We start from the raw sequence: 17209 nt of genomic DNA, 5'->3' as shown, positions 1-17209 counted from the left end.
ACCCTAGGGGCGCCCTCCGCGCCGGATCACGCCTGGAGCCGCGCCATCCAGGCCTCGATCTCGTCCGGGGTGCGGGGGAGGACCGCGGAGAGGTTCTCGGCCCCGTCCTCGGTCACGAGGATGTCGTCCTCGATGCGCACGCCGATGCCGCGGTACTCCTCGGGGACGGCCAGGTCCTCCTCCTTGAAGTACAGACCCGGCTCGATCGTGAAGACCATGCCCGGCGCGAGCACGCCGTCCAGGTAGAGCTCGCGCTTGGCCTGGGCGCAGTCGTGCACGTCGAGGCCGAGGTGGTGCGAGGTGCCGTGGGGCATCCAGCGCCGGTGGTGCTGGCCCTCGTCCGAGAGCGCGACCTCGGCCGAGACCGGCAGCAGGCCCCAGCCGTCGAGGCGGTCGACGAGCACCCGCATGGCCTCGGCGTGGAGCTCGCGGAACCGGATGCCGGGGCGCACGATCGCGAAGGCGGCGTCCGCGGCGTCGAGGACCGCCTGGTAGATGCGGCGCTGCACGTCCGTGAACGTGCCGGACACGGGCAGGGTGCGGGTGATGTCCGCGGTGTAGAGGGAGTCGTCCTCGACGCCGGCGTCGAGCAGGAGCAGCTCACCCGGGCGCACGGTGCCCGTGTTGCGGATCCAGTGCAGGATCGTGGCGTTGTTGCCGGAGGCCGCGATCGTGTCGTAGCCCAGGTCGTTGCCCTCGAGGCGGGCGCGGGCGAAGAAGGCGCCCTCGACCACGCGCTCGCCGCGGTCGTGGCCCACGGCGCGCGGCAGGGCCCGCACGACGTCCTCGAAGCCCGCGATCGTGGCGGCCACCGAGGCGCGCATCCGCTCGACCTCCCACGCGTCCTTGACCAGGCGCAGCTCGGAGAGGAACTCGGCGGTCTGGGCGTCGGCCTCGGCCGCGGCGGCCAGGTCCACGCCGGCCTCGGTCCGGACGGCGGCCAGCAGCGCGTCCACGTCCTGGTCGGTCTCGGCCAGCAGCCGCACCGCGGTGCCGTCCGCGGCCACGTTCTTGGTGACGGCGGACTCGAGCTCCTCGAGCCCCGCCGTGCGCAGACCCGTGCGGGCGGCCAGGCCGGCCAGGGTCGGACGGGGGCCGATCCAGAACTCACCCGAGCGCGAGTCCGCGTAGAACTGCTCGGTGTCCCGGCCGGCCAGGGGACGGAAGTACAGGGTGGCGGTGTGGTCCGTGCCGTCGTCGCCGGCGCCCGGGTCCGTGGGCTCGAGCACGAGCACGGCGTCCGGCTCGTGGTCCACGCCGAGGCCCGTCAGGTGGGCAAACGCGGAGTGCGCGCGGAAGCGGTAGTCGGTGTCGTTCGAGCGGACCTTGAGGCGGCCGGCCGGCACCACGATCCGCTCGCCCGGGAAGCGCGCGGACACGGCGGCCCGCCGCCGGGCGGCGTACGGGGCCGAGGCGTCGGGGTCGGGCAGGGCCTGCGACGAGGGCGCCCAGTCGGAGGCCATGAAGTCGCGGAAGGCGTTCGAGGCGGGGCGCTGCGAGCGGTTGTCGACGCGCTCGGCCAGCGGCTGGGGGTTCACCGCGCCGGTGCCGTCGGCGCCCGCCTCGGGGGCGGCGGCGGGCGGTCGGGGGTGGTCTGGGCGGGGTGCTGTGCGGCATCGGTCATGCCCTCCATCATGGCACCGGTGGGCGCGGGCAGGTCGGGGCCGCCGCGCGCGGGTCTCGGTACCATGGCCGCCATGGCCCGCTACGACCTGCACACGCACTCGACCGAGTCCGACGGCACCGAGCCGCCGGCCGACGTGGTGCGTGCGGCGGCGCGGGCCGGGCTGGACGGCCTCGCGCTCACCGACCACGACACGACCGCCGGCTGGGCCGAGGCCGCCCACGCCGCGCGGGAGACCGGGCTGACGCTCGTGCCCGGCATGGAGATGTCCTGCACCTCCGCCGACGGCGTGAGCGTGCACGTGCTCAGCTACCTGCACGACCCCGAGGACCCCGCCCTGCTGCGGGAGGTCGGCCTGGCCCGCGACGCGAGGCTGATCCGGGCGCAGGAGATGGTGCGGCGCCTGGGCGCGGACTTCCCGATCACGTGGGAGCTGGTCCAGGAGCACGCGGCGGAGAACGCGACGATCGGCCGGCCCCACCTGGCCGACGCCCTCGTGACGATCGGGGCCGTCCCGGACCGCTCCGCGGCGTTCCGGGAGATCCTCGCCGGCCGGTCCAAGTACTACGTGCCGCACTTCGCCCCGGACCCGGCCGAGGCGGTCGCGCTCATCCGGGCCGCCGGCGGGGTGCCGGTGTTCGCGCATCCCCGGGCGCGCATGCGGGGCCGCGTGGTGGGCGACGAGGTGTTCGAGCAGATGGCCGAGGCCGGACTGGCGGGGGTCGAGGTCGAGCACCGGGACAACCCGGCGGAGGAGCGCACCTGGCTGCGCGCGTTCGCGGACCGGCACGGGCTGTTCGTCACCGGCTCGTCCGACTACCACGGCACGGGCAAGCCCAATCCGATCGGCGAGCACACCACGGGCGCGGAGGTGCTCGCCGAGATCGAGCGGCAGGGCACCGGCACGGCGATCATCCGCGGCTGAGCCCGGACGGCCGGGGCGACGGCGGAGGATCCGTTGCGCGAATGACCCTTCCGGCCGCCTGCACGGCGGTCAGAAGGGTCATTCGCGCAGAAGACTCCCGGGGGCCCGGAAGGGAGGGTCAGCCGTCCACGACCTCGCCGTTGCGGCGGCGCGTGCGGGTGCGGCCGCCCCGGCGACGACGGGCCTCGGCCCGCGCCTCGGCGCGCTCGGCCCGGCGGGCCTCCGTCAGCTCGACGCCGGCCACCGGCTCCGGCGTCCGGGCTGCGGGGGCCTCGGAGCGCGAGGCGGTGCGCTCGCGGCCCTCGCCGCGACCACGGCCCCGGCCCTCGGCGCGCTGCTCGGCGGGTACCTCACCACGCCCGCGGGCCGAGCGCTCGCCGCGGCCTCCGCCGCGTGCATCGTCGCGGCCCTCGCCGGAGCGGCCGCCCCGGTTCCGTCCGCCACGTCCGCCGCGGCCGCCCTCACGGCCGCCGCGCTCGCCGTCGCGGGACCGACCGCCCTCGCGACCCCGTCCGCGGCCGCCGTCGCGCTGCTTCGCCTCGGGGCCGCCGAGGTCCTCGAGCGTCTCGCCCTCGAGGCCCTCGAGCACGCGCTTGGCCTGCGGCAGACGGCCCTTCGTGCCCTTCGGGATGCCGAGGTCGGAGAACAGGTGCGGGGAGGAGGAGTAGGTCTCCACCGGCTCGGGCTGGCCGAGGCCGAGCGCCTTGTCGATCAGGGACCAGCGCGGCATGTCCTCCCAGTCCACGAGGGTCACCGCCACGCCCTTGTTGCCGGCGCGGCCCGTGCGGCCCACGCGGTGCACGTAGGTCTTCTCGTCCTCCGGCGCCTGGAAGTTGAACACGTGCGTGACGTCGTCGACGTCGATGCCGCGCGCCGCGACGTCGGTGGCCACGAGGATGTCCACCTTGCCGTTGCGGAATGCGCGCAGCGCCTGCTCGCGGGCGCCCTGGCCGAGGTCGCCGTGCAGCGCGCCGGCCGCGAAGCCGCGCGCCGTCAGCTCGTCCGCCACGCGAGCGGCCGTGCGCTTGGTGCGCGTGAAGATGATGGTCCGGCCGCGGCCCTCGGCCTGCAGGGCGCGGGCCACGAGCTCGTCCTTGTCCATGTGGTGGGCGCGGTAGACGAGCTGACGGATGTCCTTCTTCGTCAGGCCCTCGTCCTCCGGGTCCGCCGCGCGGATGTGGGTCGGCTGCGTCATGTAGCGGCGCGCCATCGCGACCACGGGACCCGGCATGGTGGCCGAGAACAGCATGGTCTGACGCACGGCCGGGACGGCGGCGAGCAGGGTCTCGACGTCGGGGAGGAAGCCGAGGTCCAGCATCTCGTCGGCCTCGTCCAGCACCACCGTGTTCACCAGGTCCAGGCGCAGGTGGCGCTGGCGCATCAGGTCGATGAGGCGGCCGGGGGTGCCGACGACGATCTCGACGCCGCGCTGCAGCTCCTCGATCTGCGGCTCGTAGGCGCGGCCGCCGTAGATGGTGGCGATGCGCAGGGGGCGCCGGGCCGCGGCGGCCGTGAGGTCGCCGGCCACCTGGACGGCGAGCTCGCGCGTCGGGGCGACGATCAGGGCCTGCGGGGCGCCCGCGGTGCCCTTGGCCTCGAGGCCGTCCCAGCCGGGCTCGCCCGGGCCGATGGCGCGCTGTAGCGCGGGGATGCCGAAGCCGAGGGTCTTGCCGGTGCCGGTCTTGGCCTGGCCGATGATGTCGTGGCCGCCGAGGGCGACCGGCAGGGTCATGGCCTGGATGGGGAAGGGGTGGACGATGCCCTTGGCCTCCAGGGCCTCGACGATCGCGGGGTGCACCCCGAAGTCGGCGAAGGTCTGCTCGGGGGCCACGGGGGCGGCGTCCTCGGTGACGATGTCCTCCGCGATCGCGGCGACCGTCGGGTCGAGGTCGGCGGAGGCGGGGGTGTGCTCGGAGTTCTGGGTCATGGCGACTCGCGTTCCTGGTCAGGCGTCGTCACGGCGGGCGGAAGGCCCGGCTCCGCCGTGCGCGCGGTTCAAGCGGAAGCCGATCGCGAGGCAAGCACGCGGAGCGGCCGACGGGCGGTGCCCCGTGGAACCGGGCGGGCGCGCCGTACGCGGCGGGCCGTGCCGGATCCGGCAGGTCATGGTGCCGTCCCGGGCGTCAGGGGCGCGGGCGGCGGGTCAGGGTGATCAGAGAGCGACCGGTCATCCTGGGTCAGCGTGAGCTGTGCGGCCAGTCTACCCCCGCGGCCGTGATCGCACCCGAGGCACGGTCCACGCCCTCGATCCGCACGCGCACCCGGGTGCCCGCCGGGATGCTGCCCGGCACCCGCAGGCTCACGGCCGGGTCGAGCAGCCACACTTCCGTGCCGTCCTTGGCCTCGCGCACCGCGATCCCCTCGAGCTCCGCGCCGACGCGGGACTCGAGTGCCGCCGCCTCCACGAGGTCCGCCGCCGTCCGGCTCGCGGCCGAGGCCCGGCGGGACGAGTCCGCCATGAGGGCGGGCAGCTCGGGCAGGGCGTCGCGGACCCATGCGGGGGCGGGGGCGCCGACGGCGTGGGCGTGGCACAGGGCCAGGACGAAGCGGTCCACGAGCCGGCGCAGGGGAGCGGTGGCGTGGGCGTAGGGGGCGGCGAGCGCGGCCTGGGCCGGTTCGTCCGGCGGGGTGCGCAGGGCCGGGTCCTCGGCCTGCGCGTCGAAGGCCGTGTACCCGGCGCCGCGGAACAGCCCGGTGGCCGCGTGCAGTACCGCCAGGTGCCGCGCGTCGGCGGGGTCGAGGGAACGCAGGTAGGCGCCGTAGTCCTGGCCCTCGTCCCACGGGGCGCCCAGGGCGCGCGTGCGCTCTCGGAAGGCGGCGACGGCGTCGGTGTCCGGCGCCGGCATCGTACGCAGGATCCCGACTCCGGCGGCCAGCATCAGCTCGGCCGCGGCCATGCCGGTCAGCAGGGAGAGCTGGGCGTTGTGCTCCTCCGCCGGCAACGGCGCCCGGTGCACGAGCTCGTGCGCCCCGTCCTCGGTGACACGGACCTCCTGGTCCGGCAGGTTCAGGGAGGCACCGCCGCGGGCGGCCTCCTGTGCGGCCCGCCGTCGGCCCACCTCCGGCAGCAGCGCCAGCGAGTCGCGCACCTCGGCCGGCCACCCCTCGGCGGCGGCCCGGTCCGCGTCGGTGACCCCGGGGCGCGGCGTCGTCGGCGCCTGTGCCCCCGGCTGCGCGTCGAGGAAGGCCTGCACCTGCCCGTACGTCAGCTGCGCCCGGGAGCGGATGCGGGCGCGTTCGAGGCCGGTCTCCACGACGGCGCCCGCGGCGTCCAGCAGGAACGTCCAGACGAACGCCGGGCGTTCGCGGTCCGGCAGCAGGGAGGCGGCGTCCTCGCTCAGCACCTCCGGGTGCAGGGGGACCCGGCCGTCGGGCAGGTAGACGGTCTGGCCGCGGCGGCGGGCCTCGGCGTCCACGGCGCCGTCCGGGGTCACGAAGGCGGGCACGTCCGCGATCGCGTAGCGGACGAGGATGCCGTCGTCGTCGGCGGGGGTCAGGAGCAGGGCCTGGTCCAGGTCCGTGGAGCCGGCGGGATCCACGGTGACGAACGGCAGGGCCGTGCGGTCCGCGTGGTCCGGGCTCCCGGTCAGGCCCGCGTGCACCTCACGCGCGGCCGCCTCCGCCTCGGCCAGGACGGGGGCGGGGAAGGCCGGCTGCAACTCGAGCTCCGTCCGCAGGGCGGCGAGACGCTCGAGCAGGGCCGGGTCGGCGGGGCCGCGGAGGCCGAGGGCGTGAGGCGACATGGCGATGCTCCTGGGCAGGGGCCGAGACGACGCACGCCCCGGCGGATCACCGGGGCGTGCGGGCGGGTCAGGAGGCGGCGAACCCGAGCGGGCCCGACTTCTTCGCGCCGATCTCCACGAAGCCGATGCGGTCGCCGGGGACGACCACCTGGCGGCCCTTGGCGTCCGCCAGGACCAGCGGGGTGCCGTCGGCGACGGCGGCGTCCACGAGGGAGCGGACCTCGTCCGCCGACTGCTCGCTGTCGATGACGACCTCGCGGCCGACGTGCTGCACACCGATGCGGATCTCCATGGGGAACCTCTTCTCTTCGTCGCGTCCTGTGCGGTCCGCCGTCAGCCTACGGGACCGCTCGGCGGGGTGGACGGGCGCCCACGAGGTTCACCCGCGGGCGAAACGGGCCGGACGGCCGGGTCAGCGCGGCGCGTCGTCCGCGGAGGGCAGCGAGGCGAGGCCGCGCCAGACGAGCGCGTCCACCGTGCGGGCCATCTCGGCCGCGGCGGGGCGGGCGTCGGCGTCGAGCCGGTCCGCCCAGTGGCGGGCGGCGCCCAGGAGATAGCCGACGAGTCCGCGGGAGAGCACCTCGGCCTCGGCCTCGGCCACGGTGGTGTCCGCGCGGATGGTGCGCGCGACCTCGGAGGAGAGCAGCCGATGGACGGCCTCGCTGCGCGTGCGCACCTCCGGGTCCCCGTCGATGCCGGAGTCGAAGATCAGGCGGTGGGTCCGCTCGGGGGAGGCCATGTACTCGAACACGGCGGCGACGGTGGCCCGCACCCGTTCGCGGTTGTCCCGGCGGGTGTCCATCGCCGCCTCGAGGAGCGCGCGCAGGCTCGCGACCTCGGAGTCCAGCAGCTCGAGGAAGAGCTCGTGCTTGCTGGGGAAGTGCTGGTAGAGGACCGGCTTGGAGACCTCGGCCCGCTCGGCGATCTGCTCCATGGAGGCCCCCGCGTACCGCTCCGCGGCGAAGACCGCGCGGGCGCAGTCCAACAGCTGGCGGCGACGCTCGTGCCGGGGCAGACGACGGCCTCGCCCGGGCTCGTCGGGCGCGGTGGCGGCGGGGTGGGCGGTCACGGAGTCCTCCTGGCGCGGGGCCGGCTCACGCGATGCGCGCGGCGCCGCCCTCGTCCTCGTGCGCGGGGCAGGCCGCCTCGACCGCGCCCACGGCGGGGGCGGGGCGGCCGGGGGCCTCGATCCCGAAGACCGCCTCGAGGGCGTCCTCATAGCGGTCGAGCCGGCCCTCGGCGGCGAGTCGCTTGGCGCGCACGCTGGGTTCGTGCAGGAGCTGGTTCACCATGCGGCGCAGGGCGAACTCCACCTCCTCGGCGGCCGCCGTGCAGCCGTGGCGGGCGCGCACGCGCTCGAGCTCCCGGTCGAGCACGCCGAGGGTGTGGCGGCGCAGGGCCTTGATGGCCGCGTCGGCGCTGCGGCCGCGCTGCGCGGCGCGGTACTCCTCGACGGCGTCGTCCACGAGCGCGCGGGCCTCGGCGACGGCGACCTGGGCCTGCTCGGGGGCGGCCAGCCGCACCGACTCGAGGGTGATGAGGTCGACGTCCGGCAGGTCCGCGACGGCGGGGTCGAAGTCGCGCGAGAGGGCCAGGTCGACCACCGTGAGCGGGCGCCGTCCGCCCTCGCGCAGCTCCTGCAGGCGCTCGGGGCTGATCTGGCGCTCGCCACCGGAGGAGCCGATGATCACGTCCGCCTCGGCGACGGCGCCGGCCACGGCCTCGCCGCCGAGCGCGAGGGCCCAGCCGCCGCGGTCCGCGACGAACTGCTCCGCGCGGCCTGAGGCCGAGTGCACGCCGACGGTGGTCGCACCCCGGTCCGCCAGCTGCGCCAGCGTGGTGCCGGCGTAGGCGCCCGTGCCGATCAGCAGGATGGTGGCCCCGGCCCAGAAGTCGCGCTGGGCCGCGGCGTCGGTGAGACCGCGCAGCTCCTCCGCGAGGTCCAGGGCGACGGAGACGACCGAACGGCCGGCCGCGCCGAGCGCCGTGCGGGAGCCGACGTCCTTGGCCGTGCGCGTGGCGGACTCGAAGAGGCGGACGAGCGGGCCCGAGGCGGTGCCGGCCTCCTGGGCCGCCGTCAGGGCGCGCCGTACCTGACCGGCGATCTCGCGCTCGCCCACCACGGCGGAGTCCAGTCCGGCGCCGACCTCGAAGAGGTGACGGGCCGTGGCGTCGGCGTCGAGCGTGCGGAACGCGGTGTGCACGTCCTCGTCCGGCAGGGAGGTGGAGGCGGCGACGGCGGACAGCAGCCCCGTGCGGGCGGCCTCGACGCCGGCCCCGTCGGCCTCGGCGTAGATCTCCACGCGGTTGCACGTGGCCAGCACGATGGCGCCCGCCGCGCCGCTGCCGGGCAGGGCGGGCCCGACCCCGGTCGCGCCGGCGCTGAGGCGGGCGACCGTGTCCAGGTCCAGGTCATGGTGGGAGGCGACGAGAGAGAAGACAGTCACAGCGGGCCAAGTCTAGCCCCGACCGCCCCGCCCGTCCGGGAAGGCGGGCCTGACCCGGGTGCCGTCGGCCAGTGTGACGGCGCTCACGGAGGACGCGGATGTGCCACCGCGACACGACCGGTGGGACACTGGGGGCATGTCCGCCCTGTCCCAGACCCCCGAGACCCCCGCGGCCGTCCCGGCACTGCCCGCCGAGCACCCGCTGCGCACCGAGGATCCGTCACGCTCGACCGTGGCCAGCCCGCTCCTTCGCGCGCTACGCGGCCAGCGCCCCGACCGCCACCCCGTGTGGTTCATGCGGCAGGCCGGCCGTTCGCTGCCCGAGTACCGCCGGGTGCGCGAGGGGATCGGGATGCTCGACTCCTGCCTCATGCCGGACCTGGTCCGGGAGATCACGATGCAGCCGGTGCGCCGCCACGACGTCGACGCGGCGATCTTCTTCTCGGACATCGTGGTCCCCCTGCGCCTGGCGGGCGTGGACGTGGAGATCCAGCCCGGCGTGGGCCCCGTGCTCGGCCAGGCCGTCCGCACCGCCGACGACGTCGCCGCGCTGCCCGTCCTCGAGGACGCCGCCCTGGACGTCATCCGCGAGGCCGTCGCGGCCACCGTCGCCGAGCTGGGCCCGCGCCCCCTGATCGGCTTCGCCGGTGCCCCCTTCACGCTGGCGGCGTACATGGTGGAGGGCCGTCCCTCCCGCGACCACTTCGGCCCGCGGCGCATGATGCACGCCGACCCCGAGACCTGGGCCGCCCTGGCCGGCTGGGCGGCCACCGTGTCCGGCCAGTTCCTGCGCGCCCAGCTCGAGTCCGGCGCCTCCGCCGCGCAGCTGTTCGACTCGTGGGCCGGTTCGCTCTCGGCGGACGACTACCTCGAGCACGTGCAGCCGCACTCGACGGCGGCCCTCGCCCATGTCGCCGACCTCGCCGGGCCCGGCGTCCCCGACGGCGCCCCGCTCCTGCACTTCGGCACGGGCACCGGAGAGTTCCTGCACCACATGCGTGACGCGGGCGCGACCGCCGTCGGCGTGGACCACCGCCTCACGCTCGCCGAGGCGCACCGCCGTCTCAGCGCGAACCCCGGCCCCGACGGACGCGGCGCCGTGCCCCTGCAGGGCAACATCGACCCGGCCCTGCTCGCCGCCCCGTGGGAGGTCCTCGAGGCCCACGTGCGCGACGTCGTCGCCTCCGGCGCCGTCGCGCCCGGTCACGTCGTCAACCTCGCCCACGGCGTGCCGCCGGAGACGGACGCGGCCGTGCTGACCCGCGTGGTCGAGCTGATCCACTCCCTGCCCGTGCCGGAGCGGGAGGGCCAGGACCCGGCACCGGGGGCCGAGACCGCCGAGCGGGAGGAGCGCGCATGAGCGGCACGGCGCTCGTGGTCGGCGGCGGCATCGCCGGCCTCGTCGCGGCCCACCGACTGTCCGCGGCGGGCTGGGACGTGACCCTCGCCGAGGCCACCTCCGTGCTCGGGGGCGCGGTCTCCCCGCGCTTCCTCGACGTCCCCTCGCACGGCGAGACCGGGGCCCCCGAGACCCAGACCCTCGAACTCGACGGCGGCGCCGAGTCGTTCGCCGTCCGCGGCGCCGCCGTGCGCGCGCTCGTGGAGGAGCTCGGGCTGGGCGAGAAGATCGTCGCGCCCGAGCCCCTCGGCTCGTGGCTGCACGGTCCCGCCGGCCCCGTGCGCGCCCCGCGTCTCGGCATCGTCGGCATCCCCGGCGACCTCGACGCCGAGGACCTCGCCGCCGCCCTCACGCCGGCCGGCCTGGAGCGCGCCCGGCAGGACGCCGAGGCCCCCATGGATCGCTGGGCCGCCGCGCTCGCGGCCGGCGAGCCGGTGACCGTCGCGCAGGTCGTGGCCGACCGCCTCGGCGACGAGGTGCTCGACCGCCTCGTGGCCCCCGTCGTCGCCGGAGTCCACTCGGCCGACCCCGCGGTCGTCGAGCTGGAGCGCGTGGCCCCCGGCCTGCTCGCCGCCGCCGTGGAGCACGGCGGGCTGGCCGCGGGCGTCGCCGCGCTGCGGTCCACCGGGACCCCCGGCTCGCTCGTGGCCGGTCTGGACGGCGGCATGGTCCGCCTCACCGGCCGGCTCGTCGAGGCGCTGCGCGAGGACGGGGCCACCGTCCTGCGCGGTGTCCGGGTGGCCGCCCTGTCCCGCGTGCCCGCCACCGGCGGCTGGTGGGCCCAGATCTCGGACCGGGACGACGAGGTCGTCCGCGGGCTCGACGTGGACCGCGTCGTGCTGGCCGTGGACGGCGTCACCGCCTGGGACCTGCTGGCCCCGCTCTCGGCCGAGGCCCTGGACCCCGACGCCGGCCCCGCCCTCGGCGAGGGCATCGCGCTGGCCACGCTCGTCGTCGAGGCCGCGGGCCTGGACGACGCGCCACGCGGCACCGGAGTGCTGGTCGGCGCCGGGACGGACGTGGCCGCCAAGGCCCTGACCCACGTCACCGCCAAGTGGGCGTGGCTGCGCGAGGTCGTCGCGCGTCCGCAGGAGGACGGTGTCGCCCGCCATCCCCACCGCCACGTGCTGCGCCTGTCCTACGGCCGCCAGGGCGGCGGGCCCGAGGCCCTGGGCCATCGCAGCGCGGACGAGGAGCTGCTCGCGCAGGCGCTCGTGGACACGGCGACTCTCACCGGGGTGCCGCTGGCGGAGGAGGACGTCGTCGCCCGCACCGTCACCCGCTGGCGCCGCTCCATCCCGCCGCAGGCCGGCCCCGACCGCGCGAAGGCGGACACGCTGATCGACTGGGCACGGGACGTGCCCGGCCTCGACCTCGTGGGCAGCTGGGTGCACGGCACCGGGCTGGCCGCCGTCGTCGCCGGCGTGGACCGCACCCTCGGCGCCGACGCACCGCCCGCCGGCTGACCTCGCCCCCAGACCACCCCTGACGCAATCGGATCCCAAGGAAGAGGACCATGACCAAGGACAGCACCACCACCCCTGCCGAGGCCGGCAAGGACTGGTTCACCACCTACACCGTGTTCGCCCGCCCGCAGGGCGAGCCAGGCTGGCTGGGACTGGAGGGCCGCGACGCGAAGAAGGCCGCCAAGGAGTTCGACGAGGCCGTCGCGCGGGTGGCCCAGACCGGCGTGACCGTGCGCGGCGTCTACGACGTCTCGGGCATGCGCGAGGCCGGCGACGTCATGGTGTGGATGTACGGCCAGGTGCCCGAGGACCTGCAGGCCGCCATCCGCGAGCTGCGCCGCACCCGTCTGCTCGAGGGCACCACGATGGTGCTCTCGGCCATGGGCGCAGATCGCATGGCCGAGTTCAACAAGGACCACGTCCCCGCCTTCGCCATGGGCCGCAAGGCCCTGAAGTGGCTGTGCTTCTACCCGTTCGTGCGCTCGTACGACTGGTACCTGCTGGACCCGAAGGAGCGGGCCCGCATGCTCCGCGAGCACGGCCAGCTCGGCCAGGACTTCCCGCAGGTGTGGGCGAATACCACCAGCGCGTTCGGCCTGAACGACTGGGAGTGGCTGCTGGGCCTCGAGGCGGACGAGCTGACGGACCTGGTGGACATGATGCGCCACCTGCGCAACAACGAGACCCGCCTGCACGTGCGCAGCGAGGTGCCGTTCTACACCGGACGCCGTCTGGAGACCGCCGAGATCGCGGAGGTGCTGGCCTGATGACTACCGCCCCCGAGCCCCGCGCCGACGCGCCCGTCCACACCGGCCCGGACGCCGGCGTCGCCCCGGCCCTCCGGACGCCCGAGAAGGCCGCCGCCGGCGTCGACTACGACGTGTGCGGCGTGATGGCCCCCAAGGACTACGACGCCCTGCTGCTCGCCTCCTTCGGCGGGCCCGAGGGCCAGGACGACGTGATCCCGTTCCTGCGCAACGTCACGCGCGGGCGCGGCATCCCGGACGAGCGCCTCGAGGAGGTCGCCACCCACTACCGCGCCAACGGCGGCGTCAGCCCCATCAACGCGCAGAACCGCGCGCTGAAGGCGGCCATCGAGGCCGAGCTGGCCGCCCGCGGCCTGGACCTGCCCGTGTACTGGGGCAACCGCAACTGGGAGCCCTACTTCCCGGACACCCTCGCGCGGATGCACGCCGACGGGCACCGCCGCATCCTGACGGTCACCACCTCCGCGTACTCCTGCTACTCCTCGTGCCGCCAGTACCGCGAGGACATGGGCATGGCCATGGAGCAGACCGGCCTGACCGGGAAGGTGGACCTGGACAAGACGCGCCAGTACTTCAACCACCCCGGCTTCATCGAGCCGTTCCGGGACGGCCTGCGCGCGGACCTGGCCTCGCTGCGCGCGGAGCTGGGGGACGACGCGCGGATCCACGTGCTCTTCGCGACCCACTCGATCCCCACCTCCGACGCCGCCGCCGCCGGCCCGCGCGGCCTCGCCGCCGACCTGCGCGCGCAGGCGGGGGCGGAGCCGGGCGATGAGGGTGCGGACGTGTACTCGGCGCAGCACCTCGATGTGGCCCGCGAGATCCTCGCCGGCGTGCCCGAGGCCGCGGACGTGCCGTGGTCGCTCGTGTACCAGTCGCGCTCCGGCCCGCCCTCGGTGCCGTGGCTCGAGCCGGACATCAACGACGCGATGGAGCACCTCGCGGGCGAGGGCGCCGAGACGGACGCGCAGGGGCGCGCCGTGGCGGGCTTCGTCGTCGTGCCGCTGGGGTTCGTCTCGGACCACATGGAGGTGGTCTGGGACCTCGACACCGAGGCCAAGGAGACCGCCGAGGGGCTGGGCGTGGGGTTCCGGCGCAGCCCCACCCCGGGCACCGACCCGCGGTTCGTGGCCGGGCTCGTGGACATCGTGGAGGAGCGGCTGGGCCGGCGCGAGGGTCGCGCCGCGGTCGGCTGCTTCCCGGCGTGGTACGACGTGTGCCGGCCGGACTGCTGCGTCAAGGTGATGCGGGACGGCTCGACGCGGCCGACGACGTCCGCTGTCGACGCCGCCGTGCGCGGGCTGGCCGAGCACGAGGCGGGCGCCGCGGCCCCCGCCGAGGAGGCCTGAGACCGTGACCCCCCTGCGCATTGGCACCCGGGGCTCCGCCCTGGCGACCACGCAGACCAGCCACGTGGCCGAGACGCTCACGGAGCGCTCCGGCCTGGCCCACGAGCTGGTGGTGATCCGCACCGAGGGCGACGTCACCACCGGCTCGCTGGCCTCGCTGGGCGGCACCGGCGTGTTCGCCTCGGCGCTGCGGGCCGCCGTGCTCGACGGCGTCGTGGACGCGGCGGTGCACTCGCTCAAGGACCTGCCGGCCGCCCAGCCGGAGACCCTCGAGATCGCCGCGGTGCCGGCCCGGGCCGACCTGCGGGACGCCCTGTGCGCCCGCGACGGCCTCACCCTGGCGACCCTGCCCGAGGGCGCCCGGGTGGGCACGGGCTCGCCGCGCCGCGTGGCCCAGCTCAAGGCGCTGCGCCCGGATCTGGAGCTGGTGGACATCCGCGGCAACGTGCAGACCCGCCTGGCCCGCGTGCCCGGGCTGGAGCAGCACGACGATCACGCCCCGGCCGCCGCGGGTTCGCCCCGCGGTGACCTCGACGCCGTGATCCTGGCCTGTGCCGGGCTCAACCGGCTCGGCCTGGACCACGTGATCACCGAGCGGATCGACCCGGAGGTCATGGTGCCCGCCCCCGGGCAGGGCGCCCTGGCCGTGGAGATCCGGGCCGAGGACGAGTCCTTCCTCGGTCGGGCGCTCCTGGACCCCGAGGCGCCGGTCGGGAGGCTGCACGCCGCCCTCGAGCTGGTCGACGATCGGGACACCCACGTGGCGGTCACCGCCGAGCGGGCCCTGCTGCGCCGCCTCGAGGCCGGCTGCGCCGCGCCGATCGGGGCCGTGGCCCGCGTGACCGACGGCGAGGCCGGCGCGCCGCGCATCGAGATGACCGCGATGGTGGCCGCCCTCGACGGCTCGCGCGTGCTGCGCCGGACCTCGTCCGTGCAGCTCGACCCGGTGCCGACCGACGTGGCCGGCGACCCGGCGGCCGGCGACGAGTGGCTCGAGGACACCCTGTTCGTGGCCGCGGAGGCACTCGGCGTGCACGTGGCCGAGCAGTTCGTGGCCGAGGGCGCCGACCTGCTGCCCGGCACGGTGCGCGGGGTGGACCGGGGCGACGGCGCCCCGCGCCCCGACGACCCGGCCTGAGATGCGCGTCCTGCTCACCCGCCAGCCGGCCCAGGCCGGCGACCTCGAGGCCGGTCTCGCCGGCACCGAGGTGGCGGGGCGGCGGCTGCGGGTCGGCTTCCTGCCGCTGACCGACTTCGCACTGCCCGACGACGACGGCCCCCTGCGCGCGCTGCTCGCGGACTGGGCGGGGGCCGACGGTGATGCGGCCGGGCCGGTGCGCTCGGACGGGTCCCGCTGGCTCGTGGTGACGAGCCCCAACACCGTGCGCGCGCTCAGGGCCGTCGGCTGGGACGGCCATGTCCCGGCGGGCGCGCGGATCGCGGTCACCGGACCGGGCACGGCACGGGTGCTGACCGAGGCGGGCTGCGACGCGGCGCCGTGGCTGCCGCCCGAGGACCGCTCCGCCGAGGGCCTGATCGCCGGACTCGCCGCCCTGCATCCCCGCGGCGCCCGCGCGTGGCTGCCCCAGTCCGATCGGGCCCGGTCCCGCCTCGCCGACGGCCTGCGCGCGGCGGGCTGGGACGTGCGGACCGGGCTCGCCTACCGGACGGTGCCGTATCCGGCGCAGGCCGGCAGGCGGCTGCTCGACGGGGCGGCGGACGAGGGCCGGGGGGACGTCGTGACGCCCGCGCGGCTGGCCGCGGTCGCGGCGGGGACCGCCGTGGTGCTCACCAGCTCGTCCGCGGCGGAGGAGTTCGTGGCCGCGGGTCTGACGCCGCTGGTGGGGGAGCGGGTGCGGCTCGTGGCGATCGGCGCGCCGACCCGGGACACATGCGCGCGGCGGGGTCTGCCCCTGCTCGGGACGGCCCCCACGCCGGATGCGGCCGGAGTGCTGGCCGTGCTGCGCGCTGCGGCCTGAGCCGCCCGTCCGCACTCGAGGCGAGGCTCAGTCGGGGCGGCCGCCGTCCGGGTCGGGCGCGTCGTCCTCCGTCGGCGCCGGGCCGGCGTCGTGCCTCTCGTCCTGCGGCACGCCGGTGGCGGCGGCCATGATGTCCACCCGCGGGCCGCGCAGGATGGCGACCGAGACGTTGGTGAAGCCCGTGTTGGCGAGCAGCTCCGAGGCTTCCTCATCCGTCAGGTCGTACGCGTGCGCGAGCATGCGCACGTTCTCCGTGTAGAAGGCGTGCAGGCGGTCGACGCCGCGCAGGAAGTCCAGAGTGTTCCCCATGCCGGGGAGCCTACCGAACGGGCGTGGTGGGCGGGTGGCCGGCGGGTGAACGGCCGGTGGACCGGCCCGCCGGCCGCGGGGGACGACGGGCCGTGCCGCTCAGCCCTCGGCGCGGCGGCTGCGGCGGCGGACCAGCGAGACCTCCATGGTCCGGCCCTCGGTGCGGGTGCGCAGGTACGGCTGGTCCTCCACGAGGGTGGAGAGCTTGGAGTGTCCGAAGTCGCGCGGGTCGAAGTCCACGTGGGTGCGGCTCAGGTGTTGGCCGATCAGGGACAGCGTGGCCCAGCCGTCGTCGGTGCTCGTGGCGTTGACGGCCTTGGTGAGCGCGGCCTGCAGGTCGATGCGCGGGGCGGCGTCGGCCTCGTCGTGCTCGGGCTCGGCCTCGACCGGCACCTCGGGCGGGGTCGGGTCCTCGGTGACGTCCGACGACGACGCACGGCGGCCCCGCCGACCGGCCCCGGACTTCGCCTCCGCGGCCTTCCCGTCCTTGCCGGCGGCGGCGTCCCCGGCGGGCGCCTCGTCGGCAGCGGGGGCCTCGTCGGCAGCAGGGGCCTCGTCGGCAATGGGGGCCTCGGCGTCCGCGTCGGTGGCCTCGGGGGTGTCGGTGGCGTCGGTGGTCTTGGCCCCGCGACCGCGGCCTCGACCACCGCGGCGGGACCCCGAGCGGCCGGAGCCCTCGGACGCCTTGGCGTTCTCCTCCTTGGCGGGGGCGTCCTCGCCGGTCTCGTCGTCGTCGACGTCGTGGTCCGTGGCGGTGCCGAGCAGCTCGAGGTAGATGAACTGGTCCACGGCGTTGCGCAGGGAGGCGGGGGTCTTGCGGGCGCCCAGGCCGATCACGCGCTTGCCGCCCTCGCGCAGGCGGGTGGCCAGGCGCGTGAAGTCGGAGTCGGAGGAGACGAGGGCGAACGCGTCCACGTTGCCCATCCAGAGCAGGTCCATCGCGTCGATGATGAGCGCGGAGTCCGAGGAGTTCTTGCCCACGGTGTAGGCGAACTGCTGGACCGGCTGGATCGCGTGGTGGTTCAGCGCCTTCTTCCAGCCGTTGAGGTTGGTCGTGGTCCAGTCGCCGTACGCGCGCTTGATCGTGGGGGTGCCGTAGGTGGCGAGCTCCTCGAGGATCAGGGGGGCGAACTTGGGGGAGACGTTGTCGCTGTCCATCAGGACGGCGATGCGCAGGGATGCGGGGGTGGGTTCGGGCATG

Annotated in this window: 15 protein-coding genes; 7 read left to right on the top strand and 8 right to left on the bottom strand. The window is 76.1% G+C overall.

Going from position 1 to position 17209, the window contains the following annotated elements; all coding sequences use genetic code 11:
• Positions 1–26 precede the first annotated feature (26 nt).
• Entirely contained in the window at positions 27–1538 is a 1512-nt protein-coding gene (locus J1M40_RS05250; RefSeq protein ID WP_206450530.1) for an aminopeptidase P family protein, read from the bottom strand.
• A 150-nt stretch (positions 1539–1688) separates the two neighbouring features.
• On the opposite strand from J1M40_RS05250, the gene J1M40_RS05245 reads away from it, so the two are divergent.
• A complete protein-coding gene (locus J1M40_RS05245; protein WP_049147253.1) occupies positions 1689–2549 on the top strand; it encodes a PHP domain-containing protein in 861 nt (286 codons plus the stop codon).
• A 118-nt stretch (positions 2550–2667) separates the two neighbouring features.
• Here J1M40_RS05245 and J1M40_RS05240 read toward each other — a convergent pair whose 3' ends face one another.
• The 5 genes from J1M40_RS05240 to J1M40_RS05220 form a co-directional block, all read right to left on the bottom strand.
• The gene (locus tag J1M40_RS05240) at positions 2668–4476 is read right to left on the bottom strand and encodes a DEAD/DEAH box helicase (RefSeq protein WP_061867030.1); all 1809 of its coding nucleotides are present in this window, start codon (positions 4474–4476) and stop codon (positions 2668–2670) included.
• 250 nt (positions 4477–4726) lie between these two features.
• A complete protein-coding gene (locus J1M40_RS05235) occupies positions 4727–6292 on the bottom strand; it encodes an RNB domain-containing ribonuclease (RefSeq protein WP_073117085.1) in 1566 nt (521 codons plus the stop codon).
• Between the two features lie 67 nt (positions 6293–6359).
• On the bottom strand, positions 6360–6584 hold the full coding sequence (locus J1M40_RS05230) for a DUF3107 domain-containing protein (protein WP_002854967.1): 225 nt from the start codon (positions 6582–6584) through the stop codon (positions 6360–6362).
• Positions 6585–6704: 120 nt separating this feature from the next.
• Positions 6705–7361 carry a TetR/AcrR family transcriptional regulator gene (locus J1M40_RS05225; protein ID WP_144818698.1) on the bottom strand — a complete coding sequence of 219 codons (657 nt, stop codon included), beginning with the start codon at positions 7359–7361 and terminating at the stop codon, positions 6705–6707.
• Positions 7362–7386: 25 nt separating this feature from the next.
• On the bottom strand, positions 7387–8739 hold the full coding sequence (locus J1M40_RS05220; protein WP_144818700.1) for a glutamyl-tRNA reductase: 1353 nt from the start codon (positions 8737–8739) through the stop codon (positions 7387–7389).
• Between the two features lie 136 nt (positions 8740–8875).
• Here J1M40_RS05220 and hemE point away from each other — a divergent pair, with 136 nt between their 5' ends.
• Genes hemE through J1M40_RS05190 form a run of 6 tightly spaced genes read left to right on the top strand, consistent with a single transcriptional unit; the run spans position 8876 to position 15699 of the window.
• Positions 8876–10099 carry a uroporphyrinogen decarboxylase gene (gene hemE / locus J1M40_RS05215; protein WP_036314314.1) on the top strand — a complete coding sequence of 408 codons (1224 nt, stop codon included), beginning with the start codon at positions 8876–8878 and terminating at the stop codon, positions 10097–10099.
• The gene (locus tag J1M40_RS05210; protein ID WP_036314317.1) at positions 10096–11604 is read left to right on the top strand and encodes an NAD(P)/FAD-dependent oxidoreductase; all 1509 of its coding nucleotides are present in this window, start codon (positions 10096–10098) and stop codon (positions 11602–11604) included. The genes hemE and J1M40_RS05210 overlap by 4 nt, the downstream gene beginning before the upstream one ends.
• Before the next feature lie 50 nt (positions 11605–11654).
• The gene (gene hemQ / locus J1M40_RS05205; protein ID WP_036314319.1) at positions 11655–12371 is read left to right on the top strand and encodes a hydrogen peroxide-dependent heme synthase; all 717 of its coding nucleotides are present in this window, start codon (positions 11655–11657) and stop codon (positions 12369–12371) included.
• On the top strand, positions 12371–13720 hold the full coding sequence (locus J1M40_RS05200; RefSeq protein WP_036314320.1) for a ferrochelatase: 1350 nt from the start codon (positions 12371–12373) through the stop codon (positions 13718–13720). The genes hemQ and J1M40_RS05200 overlap by 1 nt, the downstream gene beginning before the upstream one ends.
• Positions 13721–13724: 4 nt before the next feature.
• A complete protein-coding gene (hemC, locus tag J1M40_RS05195; protein ID WP_036314322.1) occupies positions 13725–14858 on the top strand; it encodes a hydroxymethylbilane synthase in 1134 nt (377 codons plus the stop codon).
• A gap of 1 nt (position 14859) precedes the next feature.
• Positions 14860–15699 carry a uroporphyrinogen-III synthase gene (locus J1M40_RS05190; protein WP_036314324.1) on the top strand — a complete coding sequence of 280 codons (840 nt, stop codon included), beginning with the start codon at positions 14860–14862 and terminating at the stop codon, positions 15697–15699.
• A gap of 27 nt (positions 15700–15726) precedes the next feature.
• Here J1M40_RS05190 and J1M40_RS05185 read toward each other — a convergent pair whose 3' ends face one another.
• Both J1M40_RS05185 and J1M40_RS05180 read right to left on the bottom strand, forming a co-directional pair.
• Entirely contained in the window at positions 15727–16008 is a 282-nt protein-coding gene (locus tag J1M40_RS05185) for a hypothetical protein (RefSeq protein WP_036314326.1), read from the bottom strand.
• A gap of 99 nt (positions 16009–16107) precedes the next feature.
• On the bottom strand, positions 16108–17208 hold the full coding sequence (locus tag J1M40_RS05180; protein WP_036314328.1) for an NYN domain-containing protein: 1101 nt from the start codon (positions 17206–17208) through the stop codon (positions 16108–16110).
• Between the last annotated feature and the right edge of the window lies 1 nt (position 17209).

The sequence above is a fragment of the Micrococcus sp. KRD026 genome (genome assembly GCF_017168445.1).
GTDB classification, from domain to species: Bacteria; Actinomycetota; Actinomycetes; order Actinomycetales; family Micrococcaceae; genus Micrococcus; species Micrococcus luteus.
The sequence above is the reverse complement of the archived record's forward strand: the minus strand, read 5'-3'. Positions and strand labels throughout refer to the sequence as shown.